Annotated in this window: 26 protein-coding genes; 13 read left to right on the top strand and 13 right to left on the bottom strand. The window is 58.6% G+C overall.

Annotated features, from left to right (window positions below; translation table 11 throughout):
- Positions 1 to 50: 50 nt before the first annotated feature.
- Entirely contained in the window at positions 51 to 1,868 is a 1,818-nt protein-coding gene (locus KJA79_RS12060; protein ID WP_213042299.1) for a M3 family oligoendopeptidase, read from the bottom strand.
- Positions 1,869 to 2,019: 151 nt separating this feature from the next.
- Between KJA79_RS12060 and KJA79_RS12055 the strand changes: the two genes are divergently transcribed.
- Complete coding sequence (locus KJA79_RS12055) at positions 2,020 to 2,349, top strand: hypothetical protein (protein WP_213042298.1); 330 nt, start codon at positions 2,020 to 2,022, stop codon at positions 2,347 to 2,349.
- 97 nt (positions 2,350 to 2,446) lie between these two features.
- Here the strand turns inward: KJA79_RS12055 and KJA79_RS12050 are convergent, their stop codons facing one another.
- Positions 2,447 to 2,764: a tetratricopeptide repeat protein gene (locus KJA79_RS12050; protein ID WP_213042297.1), complete on the bottom strand. Its 318-nt coding sequence runs from the start codon at positions 2,762 to 2,764 to the stop codon at positions 2,447 to 2,449.
- A gap of 176 nt (positions 2,765 to 2,940) precedes the next feature.
- Between KJA79_RS12050 and KJA79_RS12045 the strand changes: the two genes are divergently transcribed.
- From KJA79_RS12045 to KJA79_RS12020, 6 genes are all read left to right on the top strand, one after another.
- Positions 2,941 to 3,885 carry a histone deacetylase family protein gene (locus KJA79_RS12045; RefSeq protein ID WP_213042296.1) on the top strand — a complete coding sequence of 315 codons (945 nt, stop codon included), beginning with the start codon at positions 2,941 to 2,943 and terminating at the stop codon, positions 3,883 to 3,885.
- Positions 3,882 to 5,156, top strand: a complete 1,275-nt coding sequence (locus KJA79_RS12040) for a hypothetical protein (protein WP_213042295.1) — start codon at positions 3,882 to 3,884, stop codon at positions 5,154 to 5,156. The genes KJA79_RS12045 and KJA79_RS12040 overlap by 4 nt, the downstream gene beginning before the upstream one ends.
- A 28-nt stretch (positions 5,157 to 5,184) precedes the next feature.
- Positions 5,185 to 6,078: a sulfurtransferase gene (locus KJA79_RS12035; RefSeq protein ID WP_213042294.1), complete on the top strand. Its 894-nt coding sequence runs from the start codon at positions 5,185 to 5,187 to the stop codon at positions 6,076 to 6,078.
- 80 nt (positions 6,079 to 6,158) lie between these two features.
- Complete coding sequence (smbP, locus tag KJA79_RS12030; RefSeq protein ID WP_213042293.1) at positions 6,159 to 6,515, top strand: small metal-binding protein SmbP; 357 nt, start codon at positions 6,159 to 6,161, stop codon at positions 6,513 to 6,515.
- 84 nt (positions 6,516 to 6,599) lie between these two features.
- On the top strand, positions 6,600 to 7,391 hold the full coding sequence (locus KJA79_RS12025; protein WP_213042292.1) for a nitrilase-related carbon-nitrogen hydrolase: 792 nt from the start codon (positions 6,600 to 6,602) through the stop codon (positions 7,389 to 7,391).
- A 64-nt stretch (positions 7,392 to 7,455) separates the two neighbouring features.
- Positions 7,456 to 8,016, top strand: coding sequence for a YqgE/AlgH family protein (locus KJA79_RS12020; protein ID WP_213042291.1), 561 nt, complete (start codon positions 7,456 to 7,458; stop codon positions 8,014 to 8,016).
- Positions 8,017 to 8,101: 85 nt separating this feature from the next.
- Here KJA79_RS12020 and uvrA read toward each other — a convergent pair whose 3' ends face one another.
- Positions 8,102 to 10,915, bottom strand: coding sequence for an excinuclease ABC subunit UvrA (gene uvrA, locus KJA79_RS12015; protein WP_213042290.1), 2,814 nt, complete (start codon positions 10,913 to 10,915; stop codon positions 8,102 to 8,104).
- Positions 10,916 to 11,056: 141 nt separating this feature from the next.
- Here uvrA and KJA79_RS12010 point away from each other — a divergent pair, with 141 nt between their 5' ends.
- The 4 genes from KJA79_RS12010 to KJA79_RS11995 all read left to right on the top strand — a co-directional run bounded on the left by KJA79_RS12010 (position 11,057) and on the right by KJA79_RS11995 (position 15,902).
- Positions 11,057 to 11,827, top strand: a complete 771-nt coding sequence (locus KJA79_RS12010) for an arylamine N-acetyltransferase family protein (RefSeq protein WP_213042289.1) — start codon at positions 11,057 to 11,059, stop codon at positions 11,825 to 11,827.
- Positions 11,828 to 12,465: 638 nt separating this feature from the next.
- Positions 12,466 to 12,834 (top strand): hypothetical protein, encoded by a 369-nt coding sequence (locus KJA79_RS12005; protein ID WP_213042288.1) that lies wholly within the window; start codon positions 12,466 to 12,468, stop codon positions 12,832 to 12,834.
- A 394-nt stretch (positions 12,835 to 13,228) separates the two neighbouring features.
- A complete protein-coding gene (locus tag KJA79_RS12000) occupies positions 13,229 to 14,815 on the top strand; it encodes a YecA family protein (RefSeq protein ID WP_213042287.1) in 1,587 nt (528 codons plus the stop codon).
- 640 nt (positions 14,816 to 15,455) lie between these two features.
- Positions 15,456 to 15,902 (top strand): hypothetical protein, encoded by a 447-nt coding sequence (locus tag KJA79_RS11995; RefSeq protein WP_213042286.1) that lies wholly within the window; start codon positions 15,456 to 15,458, stop codon positions 15,900 to 15,902.
- An 11-nt stretch (positions 15,903 to 15,913) separates the two neighbouring features.
- On the opposite strand, the gene hepT is transcribed toward KJA79_RS11995, so the two are convergent.
- The 10 genes from hepT to KJA79_RS11945 form a co-directional block, all read right to left on the bottom strand.
- Entirely contained in the window at positions 15,914 to 16,327 is a 414-nt protein-coding gene (gene hepT / locus KJA79_RS11990) for a type VII toxin-antitoxin system HepT family RNase toxin (RefSeq protein WP_213042285.1), read from the bottom strand.
- Positions 16,320 to 16,715, bottom strand: a complete 396-nt coding sequence (gene mntA / locus KJA79_RS11985; protein ID WP_213042284.1) for a type VII toxin-antitoxin system MntA family adenylyltransferase antitoxin — start codon at positions 16,713 to 16,715, stop codon at positions 16,320 to 16,322. Before mntA ends, hepT begins: the two co-directional genes overlap by 8 nt.
- A 378-nt stretch (positions 16,716 to 17,093) precedes the next feature.
- Positions 17,094 to 17,450 carry a DUF5615 family PIN-like protein gene (locus tag KJA79_RS11980; RefSeq protein WP_213042283.1) on the bottom strand — a complete coding sequence of 119 codons (357 nt, stop codon included), beginning with the start codon at positions 17,448 to 17,450 and terminating at the stop codon, positions 17,094 to 17,096.
- Positions 17,447 to 17,683 (bottom strand): DUF433 domain-containing protein, encoded by a 237-nt coding sequence (locus KJA79_RS11975; protein ID WP_213042282.1) that lies wholly within the window; start codon positions 17,681 to 17,683, stop codon positions 17,447 to 17,449. The genes KJA79_RS11980 and KJA79_RS11975 overlap by 4 nt, the downstream gene beginning before the upstream one ends.
- A 612-nt stretch (positions 17,684 to 18,295) precedes the next feature.
- Positions 18,296 to 18,736, bottom strand: coding sequence for a hypothetical protein (locus KJA79_RS11970; protein WP_213042281.1), 441 nt, complete (start codon positions 18,734 to 18,736; stop codon positions 18,296 to 18,298).
- Between the two features lie 2 nt (positions 18,737 to 18,738).
- Complete coding sequence (locus tag KJA79_RS11965; protein WP_213042280.1) at positions 18,739 to 20,175, bottom strand: tyrosinase family protein; 1,437 nt, start codon at positions 20,173 to 20,175, stop codon at positions 18,739 to 18,741.
- Between the two features lie 602 nt (positions 20,176 to 20,777).
- Complete coding sequence (locus KJA79_RS11960) at positions 20,778 to 21,116, bottom strand: DUF3147 domain-containing protein (protein WP_213042279.1); 339 nt, start codon at positions 21,114 to 21,116, stop codon at positions 20,778 to 20,780.
- Positions 21,117 to 21,128: 12 nt separating this feature from the next.
- Complete coding sequence (locus KJA79_RS11955; RefSeq protein ID WP_213042278.1) at positions 21,129 to 22,148, bottom strand: ribonuclease Z; 1,020 nt, start codon at positions 22,146 to 22,148, stop codon at positions 21,129 to 21,131.
- 74 nt (positions 22,149 to 22,222) lie between these two features.
- Positions 22,223 to 22,906: a CPBP family intramembrane glutamic endopeptidase gene (locus tag KJA79_RS11950; RefSeq protein WP_213042277.1), complete on the bottom strand. Its 684-nt coding sequence runs from the start codon at positions 22,904 to 22,906 to the stop codon at positions 22,223 to 22,225.
- 7 nt (positions 22,907 to 22,913) lie between these two features.
- Positions 22,914 to 24,464, bottom strand: a complete 1,551-nt coding sequence (locus KJA79_RS11945; protein WP_213042276.1) for a TolC family protein — start codon at positions 24,462 to 24,464, stop codon at positions 22,914 to 22,916.
- A 109-nt stretch (positions 24,465 to 24,573) separates the two neighbouring features.
- On the opposite strand from KJA79_RS11945, the gene KJA79_RS11940 reads away from it, so the two are divergent.
- Together KJA79_RS11940 and KJA79_RS11935 are read left to right on the top strand one after the other, a co-directional pair.
- Positions 24,574 to 24,969 carry a hypothetical protein gene (locus tag KJA79_RS11940; protein WP_213042275.1) on the top strand — a complete coding sequence of 132 codons (396 nt, stop codon included), beginning with the start codon at positions 24,574 to 24,576 and terminating at the stop codon, positions 24,967 to 24,969.
- Between the two features lie 530 nt (positions 24,970 to 25,499).
- On the top strand, positions 25,500 to 26,573 hold the full coding sequence (locus KJA79_RS11935; protein WP_213042274.1) for a glycosyltransferase family 4 protein: 1,074 nt from the start codon (positions 25,500 to 25,502) through the stop codon (positions 26,571 to 26,573).
- Positions 26,574 to 26,599 lie beyond the last annotated feature (26 nt).

Genomic DNA, 26,599 nt, shown 5'->3' with positions numbered 1-26,599 from the left:
ACTCCGACGTCCTTCCTGACCGCCGCAAGGTGCGGATGTCGGCCTGCCGGTTATTTCATCGTCTGCTCCAGCTGGTCGACCATTCCTTTGATTGCATCGAATCCGGATTGCCAGAAGGCTTGGGAGTTCATATCGACTCCGACTTCGGCAAGGATCGCTTGCGGAGCCTTCGATCCGCCTGCCGCGAGCAGATCCAAATATTTCGGAACGAACGCACTCCCTTGTTCCTGGTACATGCGATAGAGCGCCAGCACGAGCAAGTTGCCGAAGCTGTAGGCATAACAATAAAAGGGGCTGGCGTAGAGGTGTGGAATCGTCAGCCATTCCCACTGGAACTCCCTCGGGACCCGCAGCGATTTGCCGAATTGCTGCCGTAGTAGCGTCATGTAGGTGGCTGCGAGATCGGTCGTGGTGGCGCCTTGAGCCACCATATCGTGGGCGGTTCTTTCGAAGGCGACGAAATAGGCCTGCCGCATGACCGTGGCGTAGATGTCATCCAATTGATTGACCAGCAGACTCTGCTTCACCGCCCGGCTGCTTTCGGAGGCCATGAGGGCATCGGACAGGATCCGTTCACCGAAGACCGACGCCGTTTCCGCGAGCGGCAGGGTGGAGTGGAAGGTGAACACCGTGTGCTGCTCGGCCATCATGGCGTGGACGGCATGTCCCAACTCGTGGGCCATGGTGGCGATGTCGCGCGCCTCGCCGGTGAAATTCAACATGACATACGGCGTGAGATTGGGGGTGACGCTGTAACAATAGGCTCCGCCCATCTTGCCCGGTTTGGTGCGGGCATCAATGTGACGGTCGGCAAAGACCCGCTGTGCCAGTTCCGCGAGGCGGGGCGAGAACCCGTAGTAAGCATCCAGCACCATCCTCACCGCATCCGCGTACCGGTAGGTCTTTTGTTCAGCCCGGTGCGGTGCATAGATATGGTACCGGTTCATTGTGGGGATCTTGCACAGTTTGGCTTTCAGCCCGAAATATCGCTGGAAGATCGGCGCATTCTTCATGCAGACGGCCAGCAACGCCTCCACGGCAGCATCGGGAATGTCATTGCTGAGGTTTCGTGAGGCCAACGGGGTCTTATAATGCCGCAGTTGGAGATTCTCCGCCTTCCAGTCGTTGACCAGAGCTTTGTAGATTTCCCCGAGCAGGTCCTGCTGGGCCTCGTAGACCCGATACATTTCCCGGTACGCGGCCTCCCGTACCAATGCCTTCGGACTTCGTAAGTACGCCGAGAGGGCTTCGCGGTTCAGCGTCTTTTTCTTGCCTCCGACACGCAGGGTAAAGGTAAACCCGTTCGTGACGACGTCATACAGCTGATGCACCGCGCTCTGTCCGGTAATGTTCTTGATATTGATAATTTTTTCTTCGGGTTCAGACAGCGTATGCGGTTTGAAGCGTCGAATCGTTTCCAGGTGGTAGCGGAAGTCGCCGCTGTTCGCCATGAGCCGCTCGGCGTTCTTGTCGTCCACGCTCTGCCACCACAAATCGAAGAACAGGAGGTGATTCTGGAGGGCCGTGAGCTGTTCTTCCACCTTGGTCTTAAAGGATCGGGCTTGCAGGTGTTTGGTGTCTTCGGAAAACCACAGGTACGCATACGCACTGAGCCGGCCGGACTCCCGGGCGATCTGTTCCGAGAGAGTCAAGAGATTGAGAAACGTCTGCTCCGGTATCGTGGCCGCGAGTTCGGTGCGAGCCGACTCGAATCGCGTGACTTTCGCGCTCAGGTCTTTCAGGTAGCGGTCGAACTGTTTCACCGGGTCGGAGACGAGGTCGGCGAGTTCCCAATGGTCGGCAAACTCACGGGAGGTGGTCGCACGACGTGTGATGCGGGAGGGGGCGGTCTTACGCGAAACGGCCATGGTCGAGGCTCCTACAAAGTGAGTGATGCATGGAATCATACCATCCCCGCCGGGTTCGGGCGTGTAGATTCTTTGAGGACTGACCGGTTCGGTCGCGATGCCCCGTTGACAGCCGTGGCTCGGGTGTTACAATCCGCCCCATGGTGGGGACATGACCGAACAAGAAATCAGTCGTGCGATTCAATATGTCACCGCGACGACGTCTTATGGGCGGGACACGGTGGGCGAAATTCTGCGGACCGGCCTGTCGGAGTTGTCGCTTCTCTCCGCGCAATCGAGTCGGCGCTTCGAGCGTGAGGATTTGCTGGGATACCTGTGTCAGTGGACCATGAAACGCACGGGCCACCCGGAGCCATTGGTGCGCGAAGTATTAGATGGCGCGGGACGCTGGCTGGATGAGGTGGCGACGACCTTGGCCGAGCAGGGGCAGGCGGAGGCATCAACCGGGGACGACGACGAAGCCGGAACGGCATCGGCCTAAGTGTCGCGTGGACGACGTCCGTCGTTCGTGAAGCGTCTCACGTGAAGCGTAAGAACGGACGGGCCAGTCTGCGGCATGGGTGGGATGCAATAAGTGGTCACGCAGGGAGTGACGTCTTCAACGCTTCGAGATTCTTGGTGACCATCGCATCGCCGTTTTTGGTGGAGACCTCGATGCCTTGGTCCGATACCTGACGGCATTCATCGATCCGGTTCAGCTTCAGCAGCGACTGTGCCAGGGCATAATACGCGGCGGAGTAGGTCGGTTTGACTGTGACACATTGCCGTAGGGCCTTCGCAGCTTCCTCGAAGTTGGCATCTTCCATGTAGGCTTTTCCCAGCCCGAACCAGGCGACATCGTCGTCCGGCTCCATCGCCAGGACCCGTTTCAGCGGTTCAATTCTTGGATTCGGCATCGGTTCCTCCCTAGAGGCGACGATAGCAGCGTTCTCTGCGCGTTGTCTACGCTCTTCGCTGCATGATAGTCTGAGCTCGGGCTTCGTATCTCGCGACCAGCAAGAAGATTGAGCTGATCGTGACCTCCAGGTACAAGGCACGCGTCACGTTTCACCATTCACGAGCGTTTTCTGACATGGGAAGAACCGGTCTCGTTTACGATCCTCGTTATCTCGAACATGACATGGGCTCGGGCCATCCGGAGTCGCCCAACCGGCTTCGTGCGATCATGCAGCGGTTGGAACAGAGCGGGTTGGCCGCCAAGCTGACCAGAATCGAACCGCGGAAAGCCGAAGATGAGTGGGTGACGCTGGTGCATACTCCCGGTTATGTCGCCCGTCTGAAGCAGGAGGCTCCGACCAGCGGACGGGTGTCCCTAGACGCGGATACCTCGATGTCCCCAGGGTCTCTGACGGCTGCGTACCTGGCCGCAGGCGGGGTCTTGGCCGGGGTGGATGCCATAATGGCCGACGAGGTGCAGCATGTCTTTTGCGCCGTGCGACCGCCGGGGCACCATGCCGAAGCCGGGCGAGCCATGGGCTTCTGCCTTTTCAATAACGTCGCCATCGCGGCCAAGTATGCGCAGAAACGCCACGGTCTGGAGCGGATCCTGATCGTTGATTGGGATGTGCATCACGGCAACGGGACTCAACATAGCTTTGAACGTGATCCGTCGGTGTTGTTTTTCAGTACGCACCAGTATCCGCATTACCCCGGAACCGGTCGCGTGACGGAATCCGGCATCGAGGGTGGAGAGGGCTTCACGATCAACGTGCCGATGGAAGCGGGTGAGGGTGACGATGACTATCGGGCGGTGTTTCAGAAAGTCCTCGTCCCCGCCGCCGATGCCTTCAAACCGGAATTCGTTATTGTGTCCGCCGGGTTCGACGCCCATCGGGACGATCCACTGGCGAGCATGGGCTTGACGGAGGAAGGGTATGCGGAGCTGACGGCCATCGTGGCCGGCATCGCCAAGCAGCACTGTCGGGGGCGGTTGCTGTCCTCGTTGGAAGGAGGATACAACCTCACGGCGCTGGCTGCTTCGGTGGAGCGGCATGTGCAGGCGTTGGTGGAGTCATGACACGCTGGCTCAAATGGGGGCTGGGGGTGGCCGTGTTTGCCGGGGCCGTCTATCTCTACTACACGGAGGTGAAGCCGGTGGTGATTTTCGGGCTTCGTCCCGAATATGCGCATGCGATACCATTCCAGAAGATTCCGGAGGGTTTGACCAGCTTAAAGGCCGAGTCGTGCGGGCAATGTCACCGCGAGATTTATGAGGAGTGGAAAACTAGTATCCATGCCCATGCGTATGAGGATCCCTTTTTCCAAGCCTACTGGAAGAAAGATAAGCACATTTGGATATGTTTGAATTGCCATACTCCGCTGGAGAATCAGCAACCGACATTGGTGAAGGAAATTCCACGTGGACGTGTGGAGAAGGCGGCGCAGGAGCCGAATCCCCACTTTGATGCCGCGTTGCAAAAGGAGTCGATCACCTGTGCGGCCTGTCATGTGCGGGACGGGGTGATTCTGGGGCCGTTTGACGATTCGGCCGCGCCACATCCGACGAAATTCGATCCGAGTTTCCGCAACGCGCAATTCTGTTCGCGCTGCCACAATGTCGTGTCGGGGCCGGCGCAGTTTTACAATGTGGGGCCCTGCGGCACGTACGCAGAATACGAAGGCAAATATTTCATGCAGGAGCGGGGCTTCATCTGCCAGAGTTGTCACATGCCGGAAGTCGACCGTCCGGTGGCTGAGAACGGGCCGATCAGGCGGGGTCGCCGGCATCTCTGGCGTGGCGGGCATGATCCCGACATGGTCAAGCGGGCCGTGGCGATTCAGGTGAAGGTCGATCCCCCTGCGCCGAAACCGGGCCAGCAGCTGACCGTCGCGTTAACCCTCACGAATGCCGGCGCCGGCCATAAAATTCCCACTGGTGATCCCGATCGCCACTTTACAGTCGAATTCGCAGTCAAGGATGGGCAGCAGGTCCTGGCTGAGAAACGTCATACCATGGGACGCTGGATTATGTGGCAACCGGCCATCGTGGAGTTGTACGATAACCGACTGCTCCCGTTGGCCAGCCGGGAGTATGCGTTCGCGTACCGAATGCCGGAGGCCTCGAAGGGGTTGACGTTGCAGGCCCGTGTTCGATACCACATTTTGACCGATGGGCAGCACGAGATGCTGAAAACCAAGTATGGCCTGATGGCGGACGATCCCTATGCCTTCACCGTGTATGAGCGGGAAGTGCCGCTGAACGGCGCGCTCGCGTCGGCCCTTGCCGATCCGTTGCCCGAACCGCCGGCCATGGCCTGTATGAGTCCATCAAACGCACCACAAGGGTAAGTATCCACCGACCGAGATCGAGGAACCCATGCAACACCCACTACTCATCAATTGTGAAACGCTTCAGACACGGTTAGGCCAGCCCGGCCTCGTCATCCTTGATGTGCGGGGACGTTCGACCTACGAATTCGGAGGCCATATCCCAGGCGCCGTGCATTCCACGTGGCATGACTATAGCGATCCTGACGCGGTTGCGAAGGGACTGTTGGATCCGAACCTGAAACGCATCGAGGCGAGGTTGCAGGCGCTGGGTATCAGTCAGGACAGCGAGGTCGTGATTTACTCGAATCCGTTCGATAACTGGGGCGACGAAGGCCGTATGTTCTGGATGCTGGAGTACTTAGGGCACAAGAACCTCAAGGTGCTGGACGGCGGGTGGGTGAAATGGATTGAGGAGCGCCGCCCGTTTGAGCATGGAGCGGTCCGTCCCAAGCCGGGCAACTTTACCGTGTCGCCAGTTGACTCGGCCATCATTCTGAAGGATGAACTCAAGGCGATCGTGCGCAAGCCGCATCCGACAACGACCATTGTGGATGCCCGGAGCCTGGAGGAATACTTGGGGAAGGAAGTGTCGGGCATTCCGCGCCCCGGTCATATTCCCGGTGCCGTCCATGTGGCCTGGAGCGGATTCCTCAATCCGGATGCGACCGTGAAGGATCTGGCGGCAATTCATGCGCAATTGGATCTGAAAGGCCTGAATCCGGAGCATGAAACCGTCTGTTACTGCACGGGCGGGGTGCGCTCGGGCTGGCTCTACTTCGTGTTGCGTCTAGCGGGGTATGGGCGTCTGCGCAACTATCCCGGTTCCTGGTGGGAATGGAGTCGGGATTTTGCGTGTCCCGTGGAGAAGGATCTCCTTGCATTGCAGAAACTGCTCGGCTTGTCGGAGTCGCAGGTGCCGACCGGCATGCGTCCATCTTGACAGGATATCAAGCCCTCTTTATGCTGAAAAAGTGCCATGTTGGTCTCATGCAGTGCACATACTTACAGAGGAGGCGTTTCATGCAAACTGCGAAGTGGCGGGGAGTCGTGGTGGCCGGGATCATGATGGCGCTGGTCAGCGCGCCGATGGTGTCCAGCGTGGCCTTCGCGGCAGGAAATAAGCATCAGGCCGAAGCCGTCGAGCACGCCAAGGAAGCGGTGGCGCACGGAAAGCAGGGGCATGCGGATGCACTGGTGAAACATGCGGAAGCGGCGTTGAAGCATGCCGAAGGCGCGATGGCCGAAACCAAAAATCCTCATGTCGGCGAAGCCATCAAGGGCCTGAAAGATGGGATCGAGCACGGCAAGGCCGGGCATGCGGATGTGGCGACCAAAGCGGTCGAGAACGCGCTGCCCCATTTGTCGGAAGGTATGTAAGCGGTTCTTGCGCGTCCCACACGGGTGCGATAAAACGGGCAGGGGCATCCCTGCCCGTTTTTGTTTGTGCGGAAAGGCGAGCTCATGCGGATTGGCTATCTTCAATTTGATCCGACGTTCGGCGAAGTCGCGCGCAATCTCGATCGGGTGACGGCGCATCTTGAGCAGGTCGAGGCCGACTTGATCGTCTTGCCGGAACTGTTCGCCACCGGATACCAGTTTGTCTCACAGGCAGAGGTGATGGACCTGGCCGAGCCGGTGCCTGACGGACAGACAACGATCAGGCTGGCGGAGATTGCCGCCCGTCGCGGGATGACGATTGTCGCCGGATTGGCGGAGCGGGCCGGCACGCGTTGCTTCAATTCGGCGGTGGTGGTCGGGCCGAAGGGATTCCTCGGCTGCTATCGGAAGACGCACCTCTTTTTTGAGGAAACGCTGTTCTTCACTCCCGGCGATAGCGGGTTTCGCGTGTGGGACATCGGTCCGGCAAAAATCGGCGTCATGATCTGTTTCGATTGGTATTATCCGGAGTCGGCGCGCACGCTCGCATTACAAGGCGCGGAGATCATCGCGCATCCGTCGAATCTGGTCTTGCCCAATTGCCCGGATTCCATGGTGACCCGCTGTTTGGAGAATCGTGTGTTCAGCGTGACGGCGAACCGCGTCGGCCGCGAGGCGCGAGGCGGGAAGGATCCATTGACGTTTATCGGGCTGAGCGAGGTCGTCAGTCCGCGCGGTCGGATCCTGCATCGGGCTCCGCGGGAGGGTGAAGAATTGGCCTTCGTCGACATCGATCCGGCGGAGGCTCGGAGCAAGGCATTGAATGCTTATAACGATCTCTTGCGTGACCGCCGGCCCTCTCTGTACGGCGCATGATGGCATGTCTTCTCTGTTTCATGAGGTAACTTGCGTCGCTCGAACCCTCACGGTAGGATGACTCATGACCACTCCACTCGGTAAAGGCATTTTGCTCGTCGCCGCGCCGGCATTGAATGATCCGAATTTCAGGCAGGCGGTGGTGCTGCTCTGTGAGCATGGGCCGGAAGGAGCGTTGGGCGTGATCGTCAATCGGCCGACCGCCATGTCCATCTCCGAAGCGTTGCCTCAAGTCCCGATTCTCGAAGGACAACCGCATGTGCTGTATTCCGGCGGGCCGGTGCAAACCAACCAGGTGATGATGCTCTATCGTATCAACGACACGCCTGAAAATTCACACCAGGTCTTCGATGGCGTCTGCCTCGGCGGCGATTTGGAGATCATGGAACGGATTCTGATGGAGCAGCCGGGCAAGGAATCGTTCCGGGCCTACCTTGGGTATTCAGGATGGGGACCGGGCCAACTGGAGACGGAAATGCAGAATGGTTCGTGGATCACCTTGCCTGCGGATCCCTCACTGGTCTTCGACAAAGACCCCACCCGTATTTGGCCGGAGATCTTCGTGACCCTCGACGAGGCGTCTCGGCACTATGCTGATATGCCGTTCGATCCCTCCTCCAACTGAGACGCAGGAGCTCATAGCGAATCGCTGATAGCCTATGGTTGGCCCTCGCAAGAGGGGGCCGACATTCAGGCCTCGCCAAGAGCCATCAACCATTGGCTCTTCGGCCTCCATTCGCGTCCGCCAGCACCTTTGCCAAGAATCTTCCGGTATGCGACAGAGGCACTTTCGCCACCTGTTCCGGCCGTCCTTCCGCGACGATCTGCCCACCCGCCGCGCCACCTTCCGGACCGAGGTCGATGACCCAATCCGCGGTTTTGATCACATCCAGATTGTGTTCCACCACCACCAGCGTGTTTCCCGCATCCACCAGTTTGTGGAGCACGGCCAGCAACTTCTTAATGTCGTCGAGATGCAGGCCCGTCGTCGGTTCATCCAGAATGTAGAGCTGGTTGTGCGCCGATGGATCTTTGAGTTCAGCGGCGATTTTCAGCCGTTGTGCTTCCCCCCCGGAGAGCGTATTCGCCGCCTGGCCAAGCCGGAGATAGCCCAGTCCGATCGATGAGAGCAGGTAGAGTTTCTCGGTCAGCTTAGGCGAACCCGAGAAGAAGGCTTGCGCATCGGTGACCGTGAGGTTCAGCACATCGTGGATGGTCTTGCCGCGATACGTAATGGCAAGCACCTCCGACTTGAAGCGCCGACCGTTGCACTCCTCGCAGGTCGCGTAGATATCCTCGAAGAAATACATCTCCAGCTTTTCGTACCCGTTCCCCTCACAACGTTCGCATCGGCCCCCAGCCGTGTTGAAGGAAAAGTGCCCTGGGGTGAGGCCCTGTCGCAGGGCAGCCCGTTCGGCGGCGAACAGCTGGCGAATCTCGTCGAAGGCCTTGAGGTAGGTGATGGGATTCGAGCGGGGAGTGCGGCCGATCGGTTGCTGGTCGATGAGGCGGACGCCTTTCAGATGCTCCAGACCCTTGATCGCTTGGAATGTTCCCATGGGAAGCGACTCGATGCGGAAGGCCCTGGCGGCGGCGCGATACAGCGTTTCCTCGATGAGCGTACTTTTGCCGGATCCGGAAACGCCGGTGACACAGACCAGCATGTGCAGGGGAATTCTGAGCAGCAGGTTCTTCAGATTGTGCTCGGCGGCACCGGCAATGCTGAGCACCTTGCCGTTGCCGGACCGGCGTGTCTTCGGGAGCGGGATGCGCTCGTCGCCTCGCAGGTAGCGGGCGGTGAGGGCGGTCGGGTCGGCGAGAAACTGTTCGCGTGGCGCCGCACAGACAACCTGTCCTCCCTGCTCGCCTGAGGCGGGCCCCATTTCCACAATATGGTCGGCGGCCTGAATCATCAGTGGATCGTGTTCCACGACCACGACGGTATTCCCCTCGTTGGCCAGATCGCGAAGGATGCCGGCCAGGGTGTCGGTGTCGCGTGCATGGAGCCCGATCGTAGGTTCGTCAAGCACATAGAGCGTCCCGACGAGACGCGACCCCAGTTGATTCGCCAAGGCGATCCGCTGCGCTTCCCCGCCGGAGAGGGTTTTGGTTTGCCGGGAGAGCGTCAGGTAGCCGAGCCCCACACGCAGCATGAAGTTGAGTTTGGCCCGGAGTTGGCGGAGGATGTCCTTGGCCACTTCCGCATCGAACGCCGGCAGAGCCAGGCGGGCAAACCAGGCCGCCGCGGCATCGATGGTGAGGTCGTTGAGCTGGATGAAGTCATGACCGGCCACCTTCACGAACCGCGCGGCCGGTTTCAGGCGGCTGCCCTCGCACATGGGGCAGGTGGCGGGGCTGCGATAGCGGCTGAGCAGCACGCGCACGTGGAGCTTGTAGCGCTTGGTTTCCAGATAGTCGAAATATTGCCGGACGCCTTCCACCTGGTCGCTGCCCTCCCAAATCAGCTGCTGCACGTCGCTGGGCAGTTCCTGAAACGGCGCGGTCAAATCGACATTCAGCTTTTTCATGGCGAGCAACAGCTGCTTCTGCCACCAGTCCGATCCCGGCTTGCTCCAGGGCTCGATGGCGCCGTCGGCCAACGACTTGCTGCGATCGGGGATGACGAGGTCCCGGTCATAACGAAGGATGTTCCCGAAGCCTTTGCATTCGGGGCAGGCGCCGAGGGGATGGTTGAACGAGAACAGCAGGGGGCGCAACGGCTCAAACATGCGTCCGCACCCCTGGCAGCGAAAATGGGTGCTGTAGGTCCGGAGTCCCTGACCGATGACCAGGATCTCACAGATCCCTTCCGCTTCCTGAAACGCAACCTCGATGGCCTCGATCAGGCGATGGCGATTGTCGGGACGGAGCACCAGGCGGTCCACGATAACCTGAATGCCGGACGGGCGAGTGTCAGGCAGGGTTGACTGGTCATGGAGATCCACGGTCTCGTCGCCGCACCGCAATCGCGTAAAGCCGCGTTTCATGAGCGCGTCCATCAATGACCGGTCATGGCCGGGCCCCAAGTCTTTCACGGGGAACAGGATCATCGCCCGGGCTTCGGGGAATTGCGCGAGGACTTCTTCGGCCAGGGAGCCGGGATGATAACCACGGGCTTCCTGCCGGCAGTCGGGACAGACAGGTTTCCCGATTTTGGCGAAGAGGAGCCGCAGCAGATCGGCGACCTCGGTGGCCGTGCCGACGGTGGAGCGGGCGGTGCGGATAGGATTCTTCTGCTCGATGGCAATCGCCGGGCGAATGTTGAGCAAGCGGTCGACGTCGGGGCGGTTCACCTTGTCGAGAAACATGCGCGCATAGGTCGAGAGCGATTCCACATATCGCCACTGTCCTTCGGCGAAGAGCGTGTCGAAAGCCAGCGAAGATTTTCCCGATCCCGAAAGCCCGGTGATCGCGGTGACTTTGTTGTGCGGGATGCGGAGCGAGATGTTTTTGAGATTGTTCTGACGTGCCCCTTCAATGATCAGTTCGTCGGTTGATCGAGTCGGGGGAATACGGGGTGCCACGCTGAAGCGCTCCTCTCGAAGAATGACCGACCATGGTAGCAAGTGCGTGGGGCGACCGCAACGATGGGCGTTCGCGGAGGAGGAGCGCCTGTGATCCTGTGCACCGGATTCGTATAATGACGCTCCCGAAAAGGAGGCGGCATGGTCGATCGTGATGCGTATCTTGCGCGAATTGGATATGAGGGGGCGCTGACTCCGTCCATCGAGACCCTACGGGGCCTGCACCGGGCCCATGTGATGACCGTGCCGTTCGAAAATCTGGATATTCATCTCGGGCGGGCAATCTCGCTGGACCCTGCCGACCTGTTTCGGAAGATCGTCCTTGATCGACGCGGCGGATACTGTTTTGAGCTCAACGGACTGTTTGCCTTGCTCCTGGAGGATGTGGGGTTTGCCGTCACGAGACTGGCTGCCCGCGTGTCGTCCGGGGCAGAAGGCGTGCGGCCGAGAAGCCATCAATTGTTGATGGTCACAGTGGGAAAGGCCGCGTGGATCGTGGACGTTGGCTTCGGAGGTCATGGATTACTTGAACCTTTGAAGATGGTGCTCGGAGAGGAGGGGCGGCAGGGGCATGAGTGCTTTAGGCTGGTGGCCGGCGAACGAGATGAGTATCTCCTGCAAGGCGAGCGTGAGGGGGCCTGGGTAGATCTCTATTCCTTTGGGCTCGATGCCTGCCTCCCGGTGGACTACACCTTCGCCAGCTATTACCACTCACATTCACCGGATTCCCTGTTTATGCAGAAACGCATCTGCACCATGCCGACGCCGGAGGGAAGAAAGACGTTGACGGATATGGTGCTGAAGGTGCGAGGAGGAGGTGACACGCAGGAACGTCAGATAAGCGATGAAGAGTACAAGCAGCTGCTGCAGCAGCATTTCGGATTGATCATTAACGATCGCTTGAAGTTTTGAGATGGTGGCTTTCTACCGACCATACGGGGAGCCTTGGAGTGGGCCACTGTAGTCGCACCTCGTTTCGTACACACCCTCCGACCTCGTTTGGTAGGTTGAGCAACGGCGGCCGTTCTCATCCGAGGAATGTCCGATCGGCGTCCTCATCGGCTGAGAGAAGAGGATACAGCCACTTACCGAGCCGAACAGCACCGTCAGCATGACGGCGCTGATCATGACCTTGCGGCTGCGTGCAGTTGCCGGTCCGTCCTGTCTTGATTTCATTCGACGATTATTCAGGAATCCACGGCATCGAGGCAAGCTTCCCCAGACGTGCGCGAGGCGCAGCTGTGCGTCTGACTCCAGTAATTGTGTGTAGCTCAAGGAAACGTCGGGGAATGGGAGCCAGGGCCCGCACTGCAGGTCATGACGCAACCGTGACGTCATGCATCGAGGCGGAGAAATGATGGCAGGAGTGGATTTCCCCCGCATTTGTGTTGGATTAGCGGGACCCATGGAACTACACTGGCCGCGAATCGTATGCAGCCTAACAATGGCGTCAACTCGGACCTCCCAAAGCCGCGCTGTCTCGCTCTGCAGATTGGGACGGCCGATTACGCGAAGCGTTGGACACCCTAATCTCGCAGAGGAGCAACCGTATGTCGCAATACTGGATAGTTGGTGCAATGTGGGACGGTCATGATGACCAGTCCGAAATTTTCATCCGTCGGGGGTATTGGTTTCTGGGTTGGTCAGATAAAGACCAACCCGCCCAAGCTACTCTCCGCGACCAGATTCAACCTGGTGATCGCATCGCTATCAAACGCATGTTGGGTCAAGGCTCTTCGAATATAGAGATTCGCGCGCTTGGAACAGTGAACGAAATTGACCTCGGGGACAAGCGCGTTTACATCCACTGGGCCGTTTCAGGGCTACAGCGTCAAGTTCCCTCGAAATGTTGTTTCGCCTCAATTCACGGTCCATTCCCGGCTGGCGATGACTGGACACGCTTGGTGTTTCAACTTTAACCACGCCGCCCAACACCGTGCTCCATAAAACCGGCCAAAGGTGCACTTTGGTCCGTAGGCTGAGCTTCGACGTGGGTCAGCGCTTTAACAGCACGATTTCTTAGGCATGAATCCGGGACGCGAACTTGAGCAAGAAATTACGAGGGGCCTGACGGAGCTGCGGGCTCTTCTAGCGACCTGTTCTACCTGCTCTGTAGTAGGATGGTGCTTCTCTTACTACATGCATACTGCTCATAGTGCTGATTCCGCGGCTCGCCTTTCGTCTCCTGCCAAGCAGATTCCTTTTCTCCTAGCGGTTCTGCTCTCCGGACAGGAGCCAGAAAGCCCCATTGACTTTAGCAAGGAGCAATGGGAAAAGGCCAAGTCCATTCTTGACAGACTGTTTTCCTCCTACATGTACCTGTACATGCCCCCCAAGGAGGAACTTGGAACGCTAGCCCCAGAGTGGCATCGAGTGCGAGAAGTGTCGATGCTGGCTTTTCTTCACTATTTCAACACGGGTTTTTTAGCGTCCATCCATCAACTTGTTGAGCGCATAAGAATCTACTTGACGCCGTTCGACCTCGAACTCTCAGCGGCCCTGGGTATCAGTGCTAGTCAAGCACTCGCTATCTGTGAGTGGATAGCCGATCAACTTCAAAAGGCGCTCGACGATCTTCAATCATCGGTGCACGCAGAGCACGAGGAACGAATTAAACTTCTCGACAAGGCGGAGAAGCAGGGGTGGTCGCTCGATGATTTGACGGAGGCGGCCCGCGATCCATCCTATCTCGGAAAGGCAGAGAAGCTGCTTTCAGAGATAAAGGGCCTGGGACTTCTATCACTTCTTGACCTAGAGGCTGCCTTTCCAGGAATAGCGGGTACTTTCTGGGGCCAATTTTCGGTAGCACGCGGAGAGGCCCCCGAGATTCGTTACCCCACAGAGCAAAGCATCTATGAAGTACGACCATTGATTAGAATTAGCGACACAGAGGCTTTCTGCCCATTAGTTAACGCGTTGTTTACAGCCCTGCTTCTTGTGGGGGAGCGAACTCTCCTGCAGAGTCCGGCTCGCGACAAGTTCCTTCGCTCGCGGGACAAAGCGCTGGAAGATGAGTCTCTCACAAAGATAAGAGCCTTTCTGAGTCCGGGGGCGTCTATCTGGTCCGAGGTATATGAGACGCCAGACTGCCAATACGAGCATGACATTGTCGCGGTCGACGACGGCTTGTACCTCCTCATTGAGGCGAAAGCCGCACCGCCCCTCGAACCCTTCCGGGATCCGGATAAAGCGTTCGTCCGCCTTCGAGACGCGTTCAGAGCCGACACGGGAATTCAGAAGGCTTATGAACAAGGTAATCGTATCGTTCGGAGACTGAAGAACGGTGATGTCGTGCCGATCTACGACGCGCGGGGACGCGAGCTTGGGCATCTGACGCCGGACCAGTCAAAGCTCCCTATTGGGGTCTGTGTGACTCGGGACAACTTCGGGGCGCTTGCTACAAACCTGGCTCTTCTGCTCGAGAAGGATAGGGGTGACTCTTACCCCTGGGTAGTCAACATTATCGATCTCGGTAACCTTGCGGAAGCTTGGTCTTACTTCGGTTGGGGGCCAGCGGAGCTTAGGAAATATTTAGAGCAACGCATCCTGCTTCACGGAAAGGCATTTTCAGATGATGAGCTCGATTTTGTCGGGTATTTTATGAGGCATGGCAGCTTGGATTCTGCCATCAAGGCTCGCGCTGATCTGCTGCAGCTCAATCCTGAGTATTCAAGCGTCTTTGACGACCTCCACAGGCATTTGCACGCGGGAGGTCCACCAGTGAGGCTTAAGCAGACGGAGCCCGTGCTGATCGACCTCAAGCGCTCGCTCATCTCAGATGAAACCGTTTATGTTGACGTCGGAGGACGTGCTCTTGCCAGCAAGAAAATCGGTCGGAACGAGCCATGTCTATGCGGATCGGGGAAGAAGTACAAGCGATGCTGTGGAGCAGGTCACTAGAAAACCTATGCGCCGCCCAACCAGTATTGCTGCGAACGTGCAACAGTGACGGTTCGTTCGCTGTCGCACATTCCTAAACCGTAACGTTAGGTGCCTCAATTTTGGCAAGAGTCATCGCGGGAACCTGCCGACTTGCAGGTATTGGCAAATTATTGAGAGTTGAATGCCAAAAGGTGCTCAAGTCTGGTTGTGCAGGTTGTAAGCAAAATTAGTTGTGTCAGCGAAGACCTCCTAGGATGGAAATTTCTGACAGGGCCAAGAAAATTCAGTCTGTGACCTACTCCGTCACACCTCTTTAGTCCTCTCTCCTCGTTCATCCACCATGAAGGAGGGGAACCATCTTCACCAGACGTACTTTGTTCAAACTTTTAGCGGTGGTTGGCGTTGACTCGCTTTGGCCAACTCAGGGGCGGGCTCAAACGCGCCACCCAACCACCTCAGGCTCATATTCCTCAGTTCTGGTTCCTCAGACTTCTTCGGACATTCTGGGCACAATTAGGGACTCGCCTTCGATTGTGCCCGCCGTCGAACAGTGGGTCATGGCGATGAATCAGATGTGAGGGTGCTGATACCGATTTGGGATGCGGATGGGAGTTGTCGCGGGTTCTATGAACAAGTCACGTGCGAGAACGCTGAGGTCATGTGGACACCCTATCCCTTGCCGTACGGGTTCGCACTGCTTTCGCCCCATCGCGCTGATCGGTTGGTCCTATCTGCGGAGACCGGGAGAACGTCATCTGCAGCGGTGATCTTGGCTGAACGGCCTTGGGATGTCGTGCTGCTGGCAGAAGCCGGAATCGAAGAGGCCGTGTATGTGGCACCACTTGACCCGGCAGAATACCGTAGGTGCCTCAACCTGTATTTGCAGCGAGTGCAATCTGCAATCTGGCCCATCCGGCAAGACGACATCACCGTAGAGTTTTTTCGCTATCTGATTGAAGAGTGTAGCCAGTCCGTCGGGCAGCTACACTTCGCGATCTTGCCTCCTGGGCTGAGGTTGCCTGAGGTGATCAGGCGGGAAGGTCTCGACTCCCTGCGCGCCCGGCTCGCCGGAGCGAAACCATTGAGGGAATTGCTCGGGGCCTAACCAGCAGGCGTCTACGCACAGGCCTTGACGATGGCCGAGGAGAACCGGCGAAAGTCGTCGAGGTGTGTGGTGATAATGGTGTTGAGGATATCCAGGTTCAGGCGGGCGTATTCGTGGACGGCCACATTCCGGAAGCCGACCATTCGCTGCAGCCGGCTCGCTAACTCAGCCGGGAGCAGCCCCGCTTTCTCTAGTAATGCAAATGCCTCTCTGCTTTCCTGCGGAAGACCCAACCCCTTCCCTCTGACGACATACATCGCGAGGTCAATGGCAGTTTCGCATGCGCGCTGCAGATTGAGCACAATGGCATCCTGCTTGGTTTGATTCCCTGACAGATTCTGTGGATCTCCGCCGTACTTTTCGGTGATCCGGCGCAGGCATCGTTCGATGCTTGCGGCTTTGTTCAAGATCACATCATCAGCCATAGATCAGCCCGCGCTCTTTGATGTCCCTGAGGATGTCCCGGCGTTCCTCGTTTAGCCGTGCATAGTCTGAGTAGGCGTACATTTCAAATTCTGCCCGTGCCGGCTCGTCTTTGCTGTCGAGGCATTGGCCTGTGGCGATGACTTGGGCGCGCATGACTGTGGAGGCTGCCCGAAGATCCAGAAGATCCACATCGCGATGGAGTTGAATGGCGAGATCCTGCGCGATCTGGAAGAGTGTCTCTGCCGAGATCGGGGCACGCGCGAGGACGGCCAGGTCGATATCGCTCGACCGGCTGGCGTCACCACGAGCCTGTGAGCCGAATTGGTAAATGGCGATGAGTTCCGGGATGCGCTTGGCCAGAAACTCTGTCATTGCGGCGGGAGTCATGATGGTTCGCCTGCACTAATATGCGCCAAGCTGGGTTTCACCGGCTGGAGGCGAGTATACGTGACGAGTCTCAAAATGTCGAAGCAGTCGCACTGTGCCGCCCTTGACGATTACCGTGCCAGGAATCTTACGAGGGTGACGCAGGCCATGGAGAGGACGAGCGCGCCTGCCATCGAGAACCAGAACCCGATGCGGTCCACGCCGTAGATCATGCAGCCCACATAGACCCGCCAGGGGGCACGAACCAGAGCAGCTTCTTGGCGTAGGTGACGAGATGCTCATTGCCGCCGTTGAGGTAAATCAGGATAAACGTCGCGCCGGTCATCGCGGGGAAGTTGCCGGCGAAGGCGGCGAGATAACCCGGGTCTGAGTCTATGACTACTGTGGCTGGAGGCGGATCTGCACCAGATCTTGGGTCACTACGACGAAACTCTTCGGGATTTTGTCGGCATGTGCGTCCACGACCTGTCCCACGAGCGTCGCCTTTGTGGCAGCAGCCAAGCCATGTAGCCGAAGGAGGAGCACGCCATGAGAAGCATGTCCCTGCCGAAAGACGAGCTCACCAAAATCTTTGTCTGCGGTCACGAGAATCGCTTCGCGTTCTTGTGCGATTTGCAGGATCCGCTCATCCGTCAGGCCTGGGACCATCTCCGCAACAGCCCACACGCTGTGTTTGTTGTGACGGAGCTGCGCAATGACGGCGCTGTCGATTCCTTCGTCAATGACGAAATTCACGAGGCGAGCGGCGTGCGATACACCACGTCTGCCCTGAGGGCTTCGGCGGCGAAGGCGAGGGCAGCGTAGACGGCTTCGCGAGTCAGGCGAGGATGCGCGGCGAGGAGTTGGTCGATTGTTTCGCCGGCTGCGAGTTTTTCAATGATGAGTTCAACAGTAATCCGCGTTCCGGCCACAATGGGCTTCCCCATCATGATGCTCGGATCTGAGATGATCTGTGGTGTGGTGCTCATTGAAATGCCTCGTTTTGCCAGCGTATGAAATGGGCCGTGAAGGTGCAACCGGATCGGGGAAGTGTCGTGGCGGCGAGATTTGGGGACGGCTCTTGCGTTATGTAGCATCGGCCTCCTGAGGAGTGAGGACTCGATTGAATGGCTTGGATGCCGATCGGCAGGCGGCAAAGGTTGTCCCGAGAAGATACTCTTTTCACCATCGCGAACTACGGAGCGTTAAGGGGCCCGCCATAGTCGCACCTCGTCTCGTACACACCCTCCGACCGAGTTTGATAGGTCGAACAACGTCGGCCGTTCTCATCCGAAGAATGTCCGATCGGCGTCCTCATCGGCGTAAACAAGAGAGAGCATCCAGTCACCGAGCCGAACAGGACGAATAGCATGACGTAACGGATCATTGCGATAGGTCTGCGAGTATCTGCCGGTCCGGACTGTCTTGATTTCATTCGTCGATTATTCAAGAATCTCGCGCAGTGAATCAAGCTTGCCCACTGTTGTGCGCGACGTGCCGATATGCGCGGTCTGAAGCCATTCCTGCGGCACAGGGAGAAGCCGGATGGATCGGCACCAAGGTCCGAAGCTGAAGGTCATGACGCCGCTGCGGCAGTTCTGCTAGTTGCGCCCGCCTTTTTCCAGCCGCACTGATTGCACCGACCAGTCGAGCTGCTTCAACGGGGCATTGCGACCATCGACGGCTTCAAGATGGATCGTGATGGCCTGTTGTGAGGCCAGGCGATCGGCCAACGAGTGGAGCGGGCGCGTCACGTCGATCAGCAGGGTCGGCAGGCGTCGTGGAGCCGATTCCACTGATCGGTCCCCCACGATGCCCGTCGAGCCCAGCATAACCGGCTCAGCTCCTTCGATGATTGCGGCCGCCCGCAGCTTGAACGGTTGTCCCCCGGCCACCGTCATGCGCTCCAACACCAAACGGACATGTGGGGCCTGTTGCCACCCGGTCGGTAAGTCGACGGAGAACCGGTGCGGTCCTACTTCCGCCTGAACCGCCAGTGCGGCCAGGATCACGATGCCCGCAAGCCAGGAGATGCGTGTCATGGTTACCGTTCCTCGCGTTCCACCTCTGCGACGGACAGCGAGACGTCCTTCGCCCGAACCGGGATGACTTTCCGCGCCTCGGGTTTCGCTCCCCGCTCGACCAGGGCCAGACGCACGGGACCAACGGTACCGCTCAGGGCTTCGAGTTTGGCGGTGGTGAGCCTGACGGCGATGTTTCGTGCATTCTTCGATACATGCCGGCGCTCCCGATCGTTCAACACGACCGGCACGGTCCCGAGGTAGCCCTTGCTGCCGGGGCCTTCATCGGCTTTGGCCGCTTCGGGAGTCGCATAGAGTCGATACACCGCGCTCTTTTCCGTGGGAACGGCGAGGTCGTTCAGGTGCAGTCTCGCGCGGCCTCCCTGCTCGACGACTTTCATCATCTTAGCACGCGTGGGCCCGGCAAACTTCAGGGTCCGGCTGATACGCCAGTCGGTCTTGATCGGGAACCAATCGAGGAGGCAGGGGAGTTGCTCCAAGAATTTCGAGGGCCCATACGTATAGCGCAATTGGGTGTCGTGGTTCAGGACCTGTGAGGCCTTGATCGACCGCCACACCTTGTTTTCATCGAAGAAATTCCAGGTCAGGTTCAAGAAGGCCGTTGCCGTGGGGTTCGTGTGGATGGACGAGGCCTTGTTCCAGTCGGACCACATCTTATCCACGTTGGCATGGTGCGCGTAGAAGACAGGATCTTTCCCAGCTGAATCGAAGAAGCCCATGTCGCCGCCGACATCGACGTGGACCGCGCCGTGGGGTGTTCCCTCTGGAATGCCGCTGCCGCTTGCCGTGCCGCCGAACTCCGTGAAGGTGTCTGCTGTGAGGGCGGCCTCCATCACGTCTTCCCCGACATCCTCTTCCGGGATTTCGTCTGTCGGATCCATGCCGCGGGTACCGTTCCATAGCGGGTTACTGTTGTCGTTCGGATCGGTGTAGGCGCCTGGGAGCTTGCGATGACTTGGGGTATCCCAGTCCCAGTAGGGCAGGCGGAAATTCATGTCGCCGATCAGCTTTCCGAGAATGCGCTCGTGGAAGTACAAATACGCGCGATGCCAGGCAAAGAATTGCCAGGTGAAATGGACCTGCGTGCCCTCGCCGCAATACCAGCAATGGACGTTAGCCTGTCGGAGGAATCCGCGCGGGTCATTGGGGGCGCTGGTATCGAGTGCGCGCATAGCCTTGTAGGCATCCTTGAGTTGTGTGATCTCCGCCGCACTCAATGTGCTGGCGGGACGGCGCGGGAGGATCATGCGACAATCCTTGCGCCAAGGTTTCGCGGTGCCGGGATTGCCCGGGGGTTCGCACACGGCCAGCACCGACTCCGGCAACGTCAGGCCACCGAACATGCCTGCACCCAGCGCCCCGACACCCAATCCCATTCGTTGAAGAAATGACCTCCGCGACGGCATGGTCGCCCACATGCGGTCGTCCAGATTCGACACGACCTACCTCCTTGTGTGTGGCGTCGGCTGTGAAAGCTCTGCGCCGTTCCGAGCGCGACGCCATGGTTGGATGGGAGGATGATTCATCAATAACCATGCCATACGTAGGCGACGCATCTGGCCGGCGGATGTTCGGTGTTTCGTGAAATCATCCCTGCCGATCCCATCAGTCTCGTATCCGATGCGATACGGTGGGGACTGAATGGATACAGCTCGTGGCGGAAATGTGTCGACCAATCTGATGTGTGCGAACGCGTATTCGTCCGGTGAGCTCAGCGAGTGAAAAGCAGGGGGGCGTCTCCTCGCGGTAGTATCTAGCACTGAGGGAGTCGGTCTATTGGAAAAGTATCCTGTGATCGCCGGTGGCGAGGGCGAACGGCCTTGTGTCGTGCCATTCCTAGGCAATGGACCGGCAGGTTCTGAAGCGTCCCGTGAACTGAGTCCGACATATACCGGATTGAGAGGCTACCGCGCCGATAGCCTCACCAGCCCGGGTAGCCCATGAAGAAGACCATCGAATCGGCCAGGGAATCGCTAGAATCTGACGCAGTAGCGGTCTGGAACGTTGCCGGCTAGCGATAGGTATTGAGCAGGTTGTTGTCCTACCGCGCCAGGAATTTCACGAGGGCGACGCAGGCCATGTAGAGGACGAGCGAGCCCGCCATCGAGAGCCAAAACCCGATGCGTTCGACGCCGTAGATCATGCAGCCGACATAGACCAGCCAGGGTGGCACAAACCAGAGCAGATTCTTGGCGTAGGTGACGAGATGGTCGTTGCCGCCGTTGAGGTAAATCAGGATAAACGTCGCACCGGTCATCGCCGGGAAGGTGCTGGCGAAGGCGGCGAGAAACGACCGGCCTTGCGAGCCGAGGTAGGTTGAGATACTGACGATTGTGCCGCCCAATAGGAAGTACAGTCCGTACTTCGCCCACTCACCCATGTGTAATCTCCATCAGGTTCCCCGAAAGGCGTCCCGCGCCTCCGCTTCGATCTCATGGCCCAGACCCGTGTACCGTGGTGAAAAGTGGAACACGACCAGCTCGCGCACGCCGGCCTTCTTCGCCATGATGCCGGCCTGCCTGGCCGTGAGGTGGTACCGGTCCCGTGCCTTCTCCGCATCCCGGTCCAGATACGGGGCCTCACAGTAGAAGATGTCGGCGCCTCGTGCAAGCTCCACGATCTTGCGTTCGTTCTCTTCATCGTAACGGGCATCCACGACATAGGTGATTTTCTGGCCGCGAGTGATGGTGATGAATCGCTCGCGGACCTCACCGAGGACAAACTCGCGCTGCTCTTTGTGGTGCTCATGGTAGAGCGTGGCCACGAATCGAAAGTCATCCGGCTTGCCCTGCCAGAGATACTGCTTCACGTCTTTCAGCCAATAACCCACCGGAAGTCCGGCTGCATGGAGTCGCTCCTTGTTGACGTTCACATGAAACTGTTCCTGCAAGGCATAGGCATAGGAGGGGATGCGGTGGTTGAGAGCGGTTGCGTGCACGGTGAACATGGGGTCATGGAGCACGCTAAAGGACTCGCCCACAGTGCGGTCGCCGGTGGGTGAACGTGGTTCATCGCGGCGTTGAAAGCCATCGGCCGCATGAAAGGTCGTCGCGCGGATGCCGTCAGTGTGGAATTCTTGCACCGTGATCGTGAGCGGGTAGCCGTCCACGAGGTTCCACGTGTAGCCATGAAGCTTTCCTTCGACATTGGCGATCAGGCCTGGTGGACCATACAGGCGTAGGGTTTTGCCACGCCCGAGGGCGACGCGCAGTAGGGCGTCGAATCCGATGAAATGGTCCATATGTGTGTGGGAGATAAAAATATCATTTGCACGCAGCAGGCGCCTCGGGCCCAGCGCATCGTTATGGCCCAGGTCGAATAATAAGGCGCGCTTTGCCCACCGCACCTCGACGAAGAGGCCGGGGTCGCCGAAGACGTCGTTCACGAGGATGCTGGAGAAGGAAGGGTTCACGTCGTCACCTGGTGCCGTTCATGGCTGGGTTTGCTTCTTCGTGTACGGTGCGTCACGCCCTCGTGGAACCGTCGTTATCCTAGTACGGTTCGCATGACGACATACAGCAGGATAACCTCCACGGCATGGGCGATGATCGGCGTATAGAGGTTGTGCTGTCTGCAGTGCAGGACGCCCCACACGAGGCCGTCCCAGATGGCGATCCAGTGCAGGTGACGAAAGGTGGCCACCAGAAAGGGATCGAACGCAAACAGCACCGCGCTGATCGGAACGGCAAGAGGAACAGGCAGCCCGAGGGCCTGCAACCGGCCCAGCAGGAAACCGCGAAAGTTCAACTCGACCATAGTCGCGATGAAGAGAATGAACCAGGGCACCATGAGGAGGAGGGGAATTTTCGCGTGGGGCGTGTCGATGAGAAATCGAGAGTCCTCCCCGAGCAGCGGAACCAGATAGAGGATCACTAGGAGATTGACCGTGCCCAGTACCAGCCCGGTGGCCGTGCCCCAGCGGAGTCCTTGCGGGATGAGCGTGGGCATCAGGCCGAGTCGTCCGGCCGGCGTGCCGTTCATGCGGCTCCAGGTCAGGAGCGCGGCATAGGCGCAGACTTGGGGGAGAAACTGATAGAGGGGCTCTTGCCGGAGCTCGGCTGGGGAGACGTAATACAGGAGCGTCGCGACGAGGGGGAGCAGCGCGAGGACTGTCCCCCGTTCCTCGGTCTGAGTGGCATGGCTCGTGGACACCGCCCCAGACCCGGCCATCGGCTGGTTATTCGAGGCGCAAGTTGTAGCGATCAAGCGTGGTGGCTTTATTCCGCGCCAGGTTCGACAGCGACTTGTTGTAGTCGACGGTGGCCCGGAGTTCATTGCCTTGCGCGGTGGCTAGGTCTCGCTGAAAGTCGAGCACGAAGCGGGTGGTGCTGAGGCCGACCTTCAATCGTTCCTGTTCGGCCTGCAACTGCTTCTCGGCCATGATGCGGGCCGACCGGGTCGTTTCGATCCGCTTGAAGTCGGTGTGCACTCGGCGAACGGCTTCCCGCACGCCGACGATCACCTGTTGGCGGACACTCTGAAGCGACGACTGGGCGTTCCGTGATTCCAGCTGCCGTTTGTTATAGGTGCTGTAGGCGGAGCGGTTGCCGATCGGATAACTCAGGACCAGACCGGCGCCGTAGTTATAGAAGTCGCCGCCAAAATTTCGTCTCGTCGAGTCACCGTAGTCGGCGCCCAGGCCCGAGAGTCCCATCGTGCCCTGTACCGACAGCGTGGGGAGCAGTTGATTCTTGGCAAACTTCACGTTGAGCTCGCTGGTCTCCACGTTTTTCCCGGCTTGCAGGATTTCCGGACGGCGTTCCATGGCGATATCGATGGTTTCCTGGAGGCTGATCGGCTCCAGACTGGTAATCGGTGGATCGGTCGGGATTAAGCGGAGGTCTTGCCGGAGTTCTTCTTCGACCGGGTTCAAAAGGCGGCGCAACTGATCTTCTTGATCGCGAATGGATTTTTCGGCCACGAGAATCTGTTCGACCCGTGAGGCCACGGCTGCCTCTGCCTGCAGAACGTCGACGATCGACATGACGCCGGCCTTGGCCTTCGCGCGATTGCTGGCCAGCAGTTCCTCTGCCGCCTTGAGCGCCGCCTGGGCGACCTTCAGGTTCTCATTCGCAAAGACCATTTCCCAAAACGTCTGTTCGACGGAGGCAATAACCGTGAGGACGCGATCGAGGAACACGTGTTGCTCGACGTTGGCGTTGTTTTGCGCGATGGTGATGAACGTCCTGTTGATGTCGGTGCCGAAGTTTTTCAGTAGTGGTTGCGTGACGGTCAGGGCGAGGCCCCCTGTCCAGGCCGGGTTGAAGAGAAACGTATTGGGTCCGCTGACATAACTGCGTTGCGGGCTGTAGTTGAGGTCGTAATTGGCACCGCTTGCAAGATTTTGCGTAATGTCGGCGGTCACGGTGGAGGTGTTCTGGTCGAACTTGGTGATGTCCTGCAGATTCGCGCCGGTGAAGCCCAGAATCGGCCGGTTCAGCGGCGCCACCTGTCTGTTGTATTGGCCGTTGAGGCTGACGGTCGGATCGAACTTCGCTTGCTCAATGATGATATCTGCCAGGCGGCTTTCCTTGGTTTGTCGGCCGATATGGATATCGAGGTTATTCTGAAGTGCTTTCAGGACGGCGTCCGCCAGCGACATGGCCTCACGACGTTCGGTTGGGACCGGTTTGGTCACTTCCAGGCCGAATGATGCGCTCGCCGTCCAGAGGAACAACGCGGTTGCGCTGCCGATGCACAGGCATCCCCGGAGGAATGAATTCGCCATAACAAACTCCTTGATGCAAGGTCTGGGTTGAGCCATACTAAATTCGTACCGATGCTGGCGTGGTATCACAAACGGAGACCACTGTCCATGCTCGGACGTGCGGAGGGATATGAATCGCGGCATTCAAATCCTGGGGATCGTCTCGTTGGCGATGCTGTTGTGGAACGCCCCGGCGTCGGCCCAATCCGTGTCCGGCGTACGTGGGTTTAACGGGGGCGTGGCGCCCCTGTTTGGTCTCGTGGGGCCCGGTAATCTCTATATCGACAACCAGGGAACTCAGGGCTTTATGTACACGCCCGGGAATAACTTCGAGTCATACAACTTTAGAAATCCCACCACGGGGCAGGCGTGGAGCGGCGCCATCATGACGCTGGGGCCACAACTGTCTGTGGGACTCATTCAGGGCGCTAATCAGGCCGGCTCTCCTGTGGTGTTTCCTCCCGTGCCGCGCGATGTTGGGCCGCTCCCATTGATTCAGTCCGGACTTCTCGACGACATTCCCTAACGGGTTGTTCCCGAGGCCATCATCCTCTTTCCCGCGTTACTGCCTCCGTGTTTGCTACTCTCCCCCAACCGACCTGCGACCGTCGTTGTGGCAATGTTTTTCGTGTCGGATGGAGCCGTCTCCTGTGGCGGTTTGGTGTGTCGAGGCAAGCTTGTCACAGCCGCTGATGATCGAAGGAGAGCTTATCAACAGAATCCACAGCTCGTAGCCGCTCTCCGAGAGACTGCACGCTGTCGGTTGATGGCGATTAAGATATTGATATTATAGATCCTTATTGGTCATTCGCTCAGCGCTCCTTCCAAACAACGCTGCACCGGTATGGCGATTGCTTTGCCCTGGGAGCGTGCGCCTGATGCGAGGCGACTGCGGGTCAGACGACAAAAAGATCGCAGCCATGTCAAAGATGTCAATTGAATCGCATAGGCAGAACAGAAAGAATGCCGATCGTACGGCAGTCGACGCGGAGTTGTACCCGGTTCAGGCAGTGCACGCTCGTCACTGACCGTTCACGAATAAAGGAGATCGCGCGTATGAGAATTGCCCAGGTATCGCCGCTTTGGGAGAGCGTCCCTCCGAAGTTGTACGGAGGAACGGAACGCATCGTCTCCTACCTGACGGAAGAACTCGTCCGGCAAGGGCACGAAGTGACGCTGTTCGCCAGTGGTGATTCCGTGACGCGGGCCAAGTTGGAGGCCCCCTGCCAGCAGGCGCTCCGGCTCAATACCGGTATTTTCAACCGCGAGGCGCCGCTCATTCAGATGATGGAGCAGGTGTTTGCCGCTGCCGACCAATTCGACCTGATTCACTCCCACCTCGATTTTTTGGCATTTTCTCTGTCCCGCCGCTGCCGTGTCCCCACCGTGACGACGCTCCATGGCCGGTTGGATTTGCCTGAACTCGTTCCTGTCTTTCGTGATTTTGCCGAATTGCCGCTCGTGTCCATCTCGAACTCCCAGCGCAAGCCGTTGCCCTGGTGTAACTGGGCCAATACCGTCTATCACGGGTTACCGCATGATCTGTACACGTTCCATCCGGAGCCAGGGAAGTATTTGGCGTTCCTGGGGCGAGTGTCCCCGGAAAAGTGTCCGGACCAAGCGATCGAGTTGGCCAAACGGGTGGGCATCCCCATGAAGATGGCGGCGAAGGTGGATCCTGCGGACCGCGCCTATTTCGAGCGGGTCGTGGAGCCACTCCTCGACCATCCCTTGATCGAGTTTGTCGGAGAGATCACAGACCGCGAAAAGAGCGATTTCATCGGGAATGCCATCGGGCTGATCTGTCCCTATGACTGGCCGGAACCGTTCGGCCTCGTGTTGATCGAGAGTCTGGCTTGTGGTACACCGGTCCTTGCCTACCGCCGGGGTTCCATCCCGGAAATCATTGGTCATGGGGAGACGGGCTTCATCAGCGAGAATCTCGATGAAATGGTGAGCCAGGTCGGGAAGCTCGGCTCCATCGACCGGCATCGATGCCGGCAGGTGTTCGACGAGCGATTCACCGCTCAACGCATGACCAACGACTACGTGAAGATCTACCAACAACTCATCGCTGATGCCGCTGCGCTCCCGGGGAAACCGAGGCCGCAGCATGCTTCGAACCTCTAGTCAGCGCGATCTCAACCTCGCGGAAG

This window comes from Nitrospira defluvii (assembly GCF_905220995.1).
GTDB lineage: Bacteria > Nitrospirota > Nitrospiria > Nitrospirales > Nitrospiraceae > Nitrospira_A > Nitrospira_A defluvii_C.
Note: the sequence above shows the minus strand (reverse complement) of the source record. Positions and strands in the feature narration are given on the sequence as shown.

Bases quoted from the DNA above. Each gene is read 5' to 3' on its own strand.
- KJA79_RS12045 (WP_213042296.1), top strand. From the start codon at position 2,941: ATGGGAAGAACCGGTCTCGTTTACGATCCTCGTTATCTCGAACATGAC.
- KJA79_RS12035 (WP_213042294.1), top strand. From the start codon at position 5,185: ATGCAACACCCACTACTCATCAATTGTGAAACGCTTCAGACACGGTTA.
- KJA79_RS12055 (WP_213042298.1), top strand. From the start codon at position 2,020: ATGACCGAACAAGAAATCAGTCGTGCGATTCAATATGTCACCGCGACG.
- KJA79_RS11950 (WP_213042277.1), bottom strand. From the start codon at position 22,906: ATGGCCGGGTCTGGGGCGGTGTCCACGAGCCATGCCACTCAGACCGAG.
- KJA79_RS11960 (WP_213042279.1), bottom strand. From the start codon at position 21,116: ATGGGTGAGTGGGCGAAGTACGGACTGTACTTCCTATTGGGCGGCACA.
- KJA79_RS12050 (WP_213042297.1), bottom strand. From the start codon at position 2,764: ATGCCGAATCCAAGAATTGAACCGCTGAAACGGGTCCTGGCGATGGAG.
- KJA79_RS11940 (WP_213042275.1), top strand. From the start codon at position 24,574: ATGAATCGCGGCATTCAAATCCTGGGGATCGTCTCGTTGGCGATGCTG.
- KJA79_RS11935 (WP_213042274.1), top strand. From the start codon at position 25,500: ATGAGAATTGCCCAGGTATCGCCGCTTTGGGAGAGCGTCCCTCCGAAG.
- KJA79_RS11995 (WP_213042286.1), top strand. From the start codon at position 15,456: ATGTGGACACCCTATCCCTTGCCGTACGGGTTCGCACTGCTTTCGCCC.
- smbP (WP_213042293.1), top strand. From the start codon at position 6,159: ATGCAAACTGCGAAGTGGCGGGGAGTCGTGGTGGCCGGGATCATGATG.
- KJA79_RS12040 (WP_213042295.1), top strand. From the start codon at position 3,882: ATGACACGCTGGCTCAAATGGGGGCTGGGGGTGGCCGTGTTTGCCGGG.
- KJA79_RS12025 (WP_213042292.1), top strand. From the start codon at position 6,600: ATGCGGATTGGCTATCTTCAATTTGATCCGACGTTCGGCGAAGTCGCG.
- KJA79_RS12020 (WP_213042291.1), top strand. From the start codon at position 7,456: ATGACCACTCCACTCGGTAAAGGCATTTTGCTCGTCGCCGCGCCGGCA.
- KJA79_RS11970 (WP_213042281.1), bottom strand. From the start codon at position 18,736: ATGACACGCATCTCCTGGCTTGCGGGCATCGTGATCCTGGCCGCACTG.
- KJA79_RS12060 (WP_213042299.1), bottom strand. From the start codon at position 1,868: ATGGCCGTTTCGCGTAAGACCGCCCCCTCCCGCATCACACGTCGTGCG.
- KJA79_RS12005 (WP_213042288.1), top strand. From the start codon at position 12,466: ATGTCGCAATACTGGATAGTTGGTGCAATGTGGGACGGTCATGATGAC.
- mntA (WP_213042284.1), bottom strand. From the start codon at position 16,715: ATGACTCCCGCCGCAATGACAGAGTTTCTGGCCAAGCGCATCCCGGAA.
- hepT (WP_213042285.1), bottom strand. From the start codon at position 16,327: ATGGCTGATGATGTGATCTTGAACAAAGCCGCAAGCATCGAACGATGC.
- KJA79_RS11945 (WP_213042276.1), bottom strand. From the start codon at position 24,464: ATGGCGAATTCATTCCTCCGGGGATGCCTGTGCATCGGCAGCGCAACC.
- KJA79_RS12000 (WP_213042287.1), top strand. From the start codon at position 13,229: ATGTACCTGTACATGCCCCCCAAGGAGGAACTTGGAACGCTAGCCCCA.
- KJA79_RS12010 (WP_213042289.1), top strand. From the start codon at position 11,057: ATGGTCGATCGTGATGCGTATCTTGCGCGAATTGGATATGAGGGGGCG.
- KJA79_RS11975 (WP_213042282.1), bottom strand. From the start codon at position 17,683: ATGAGCACCACACCACAGATCATCTCAGATCCGAGCATCATGATGGGG.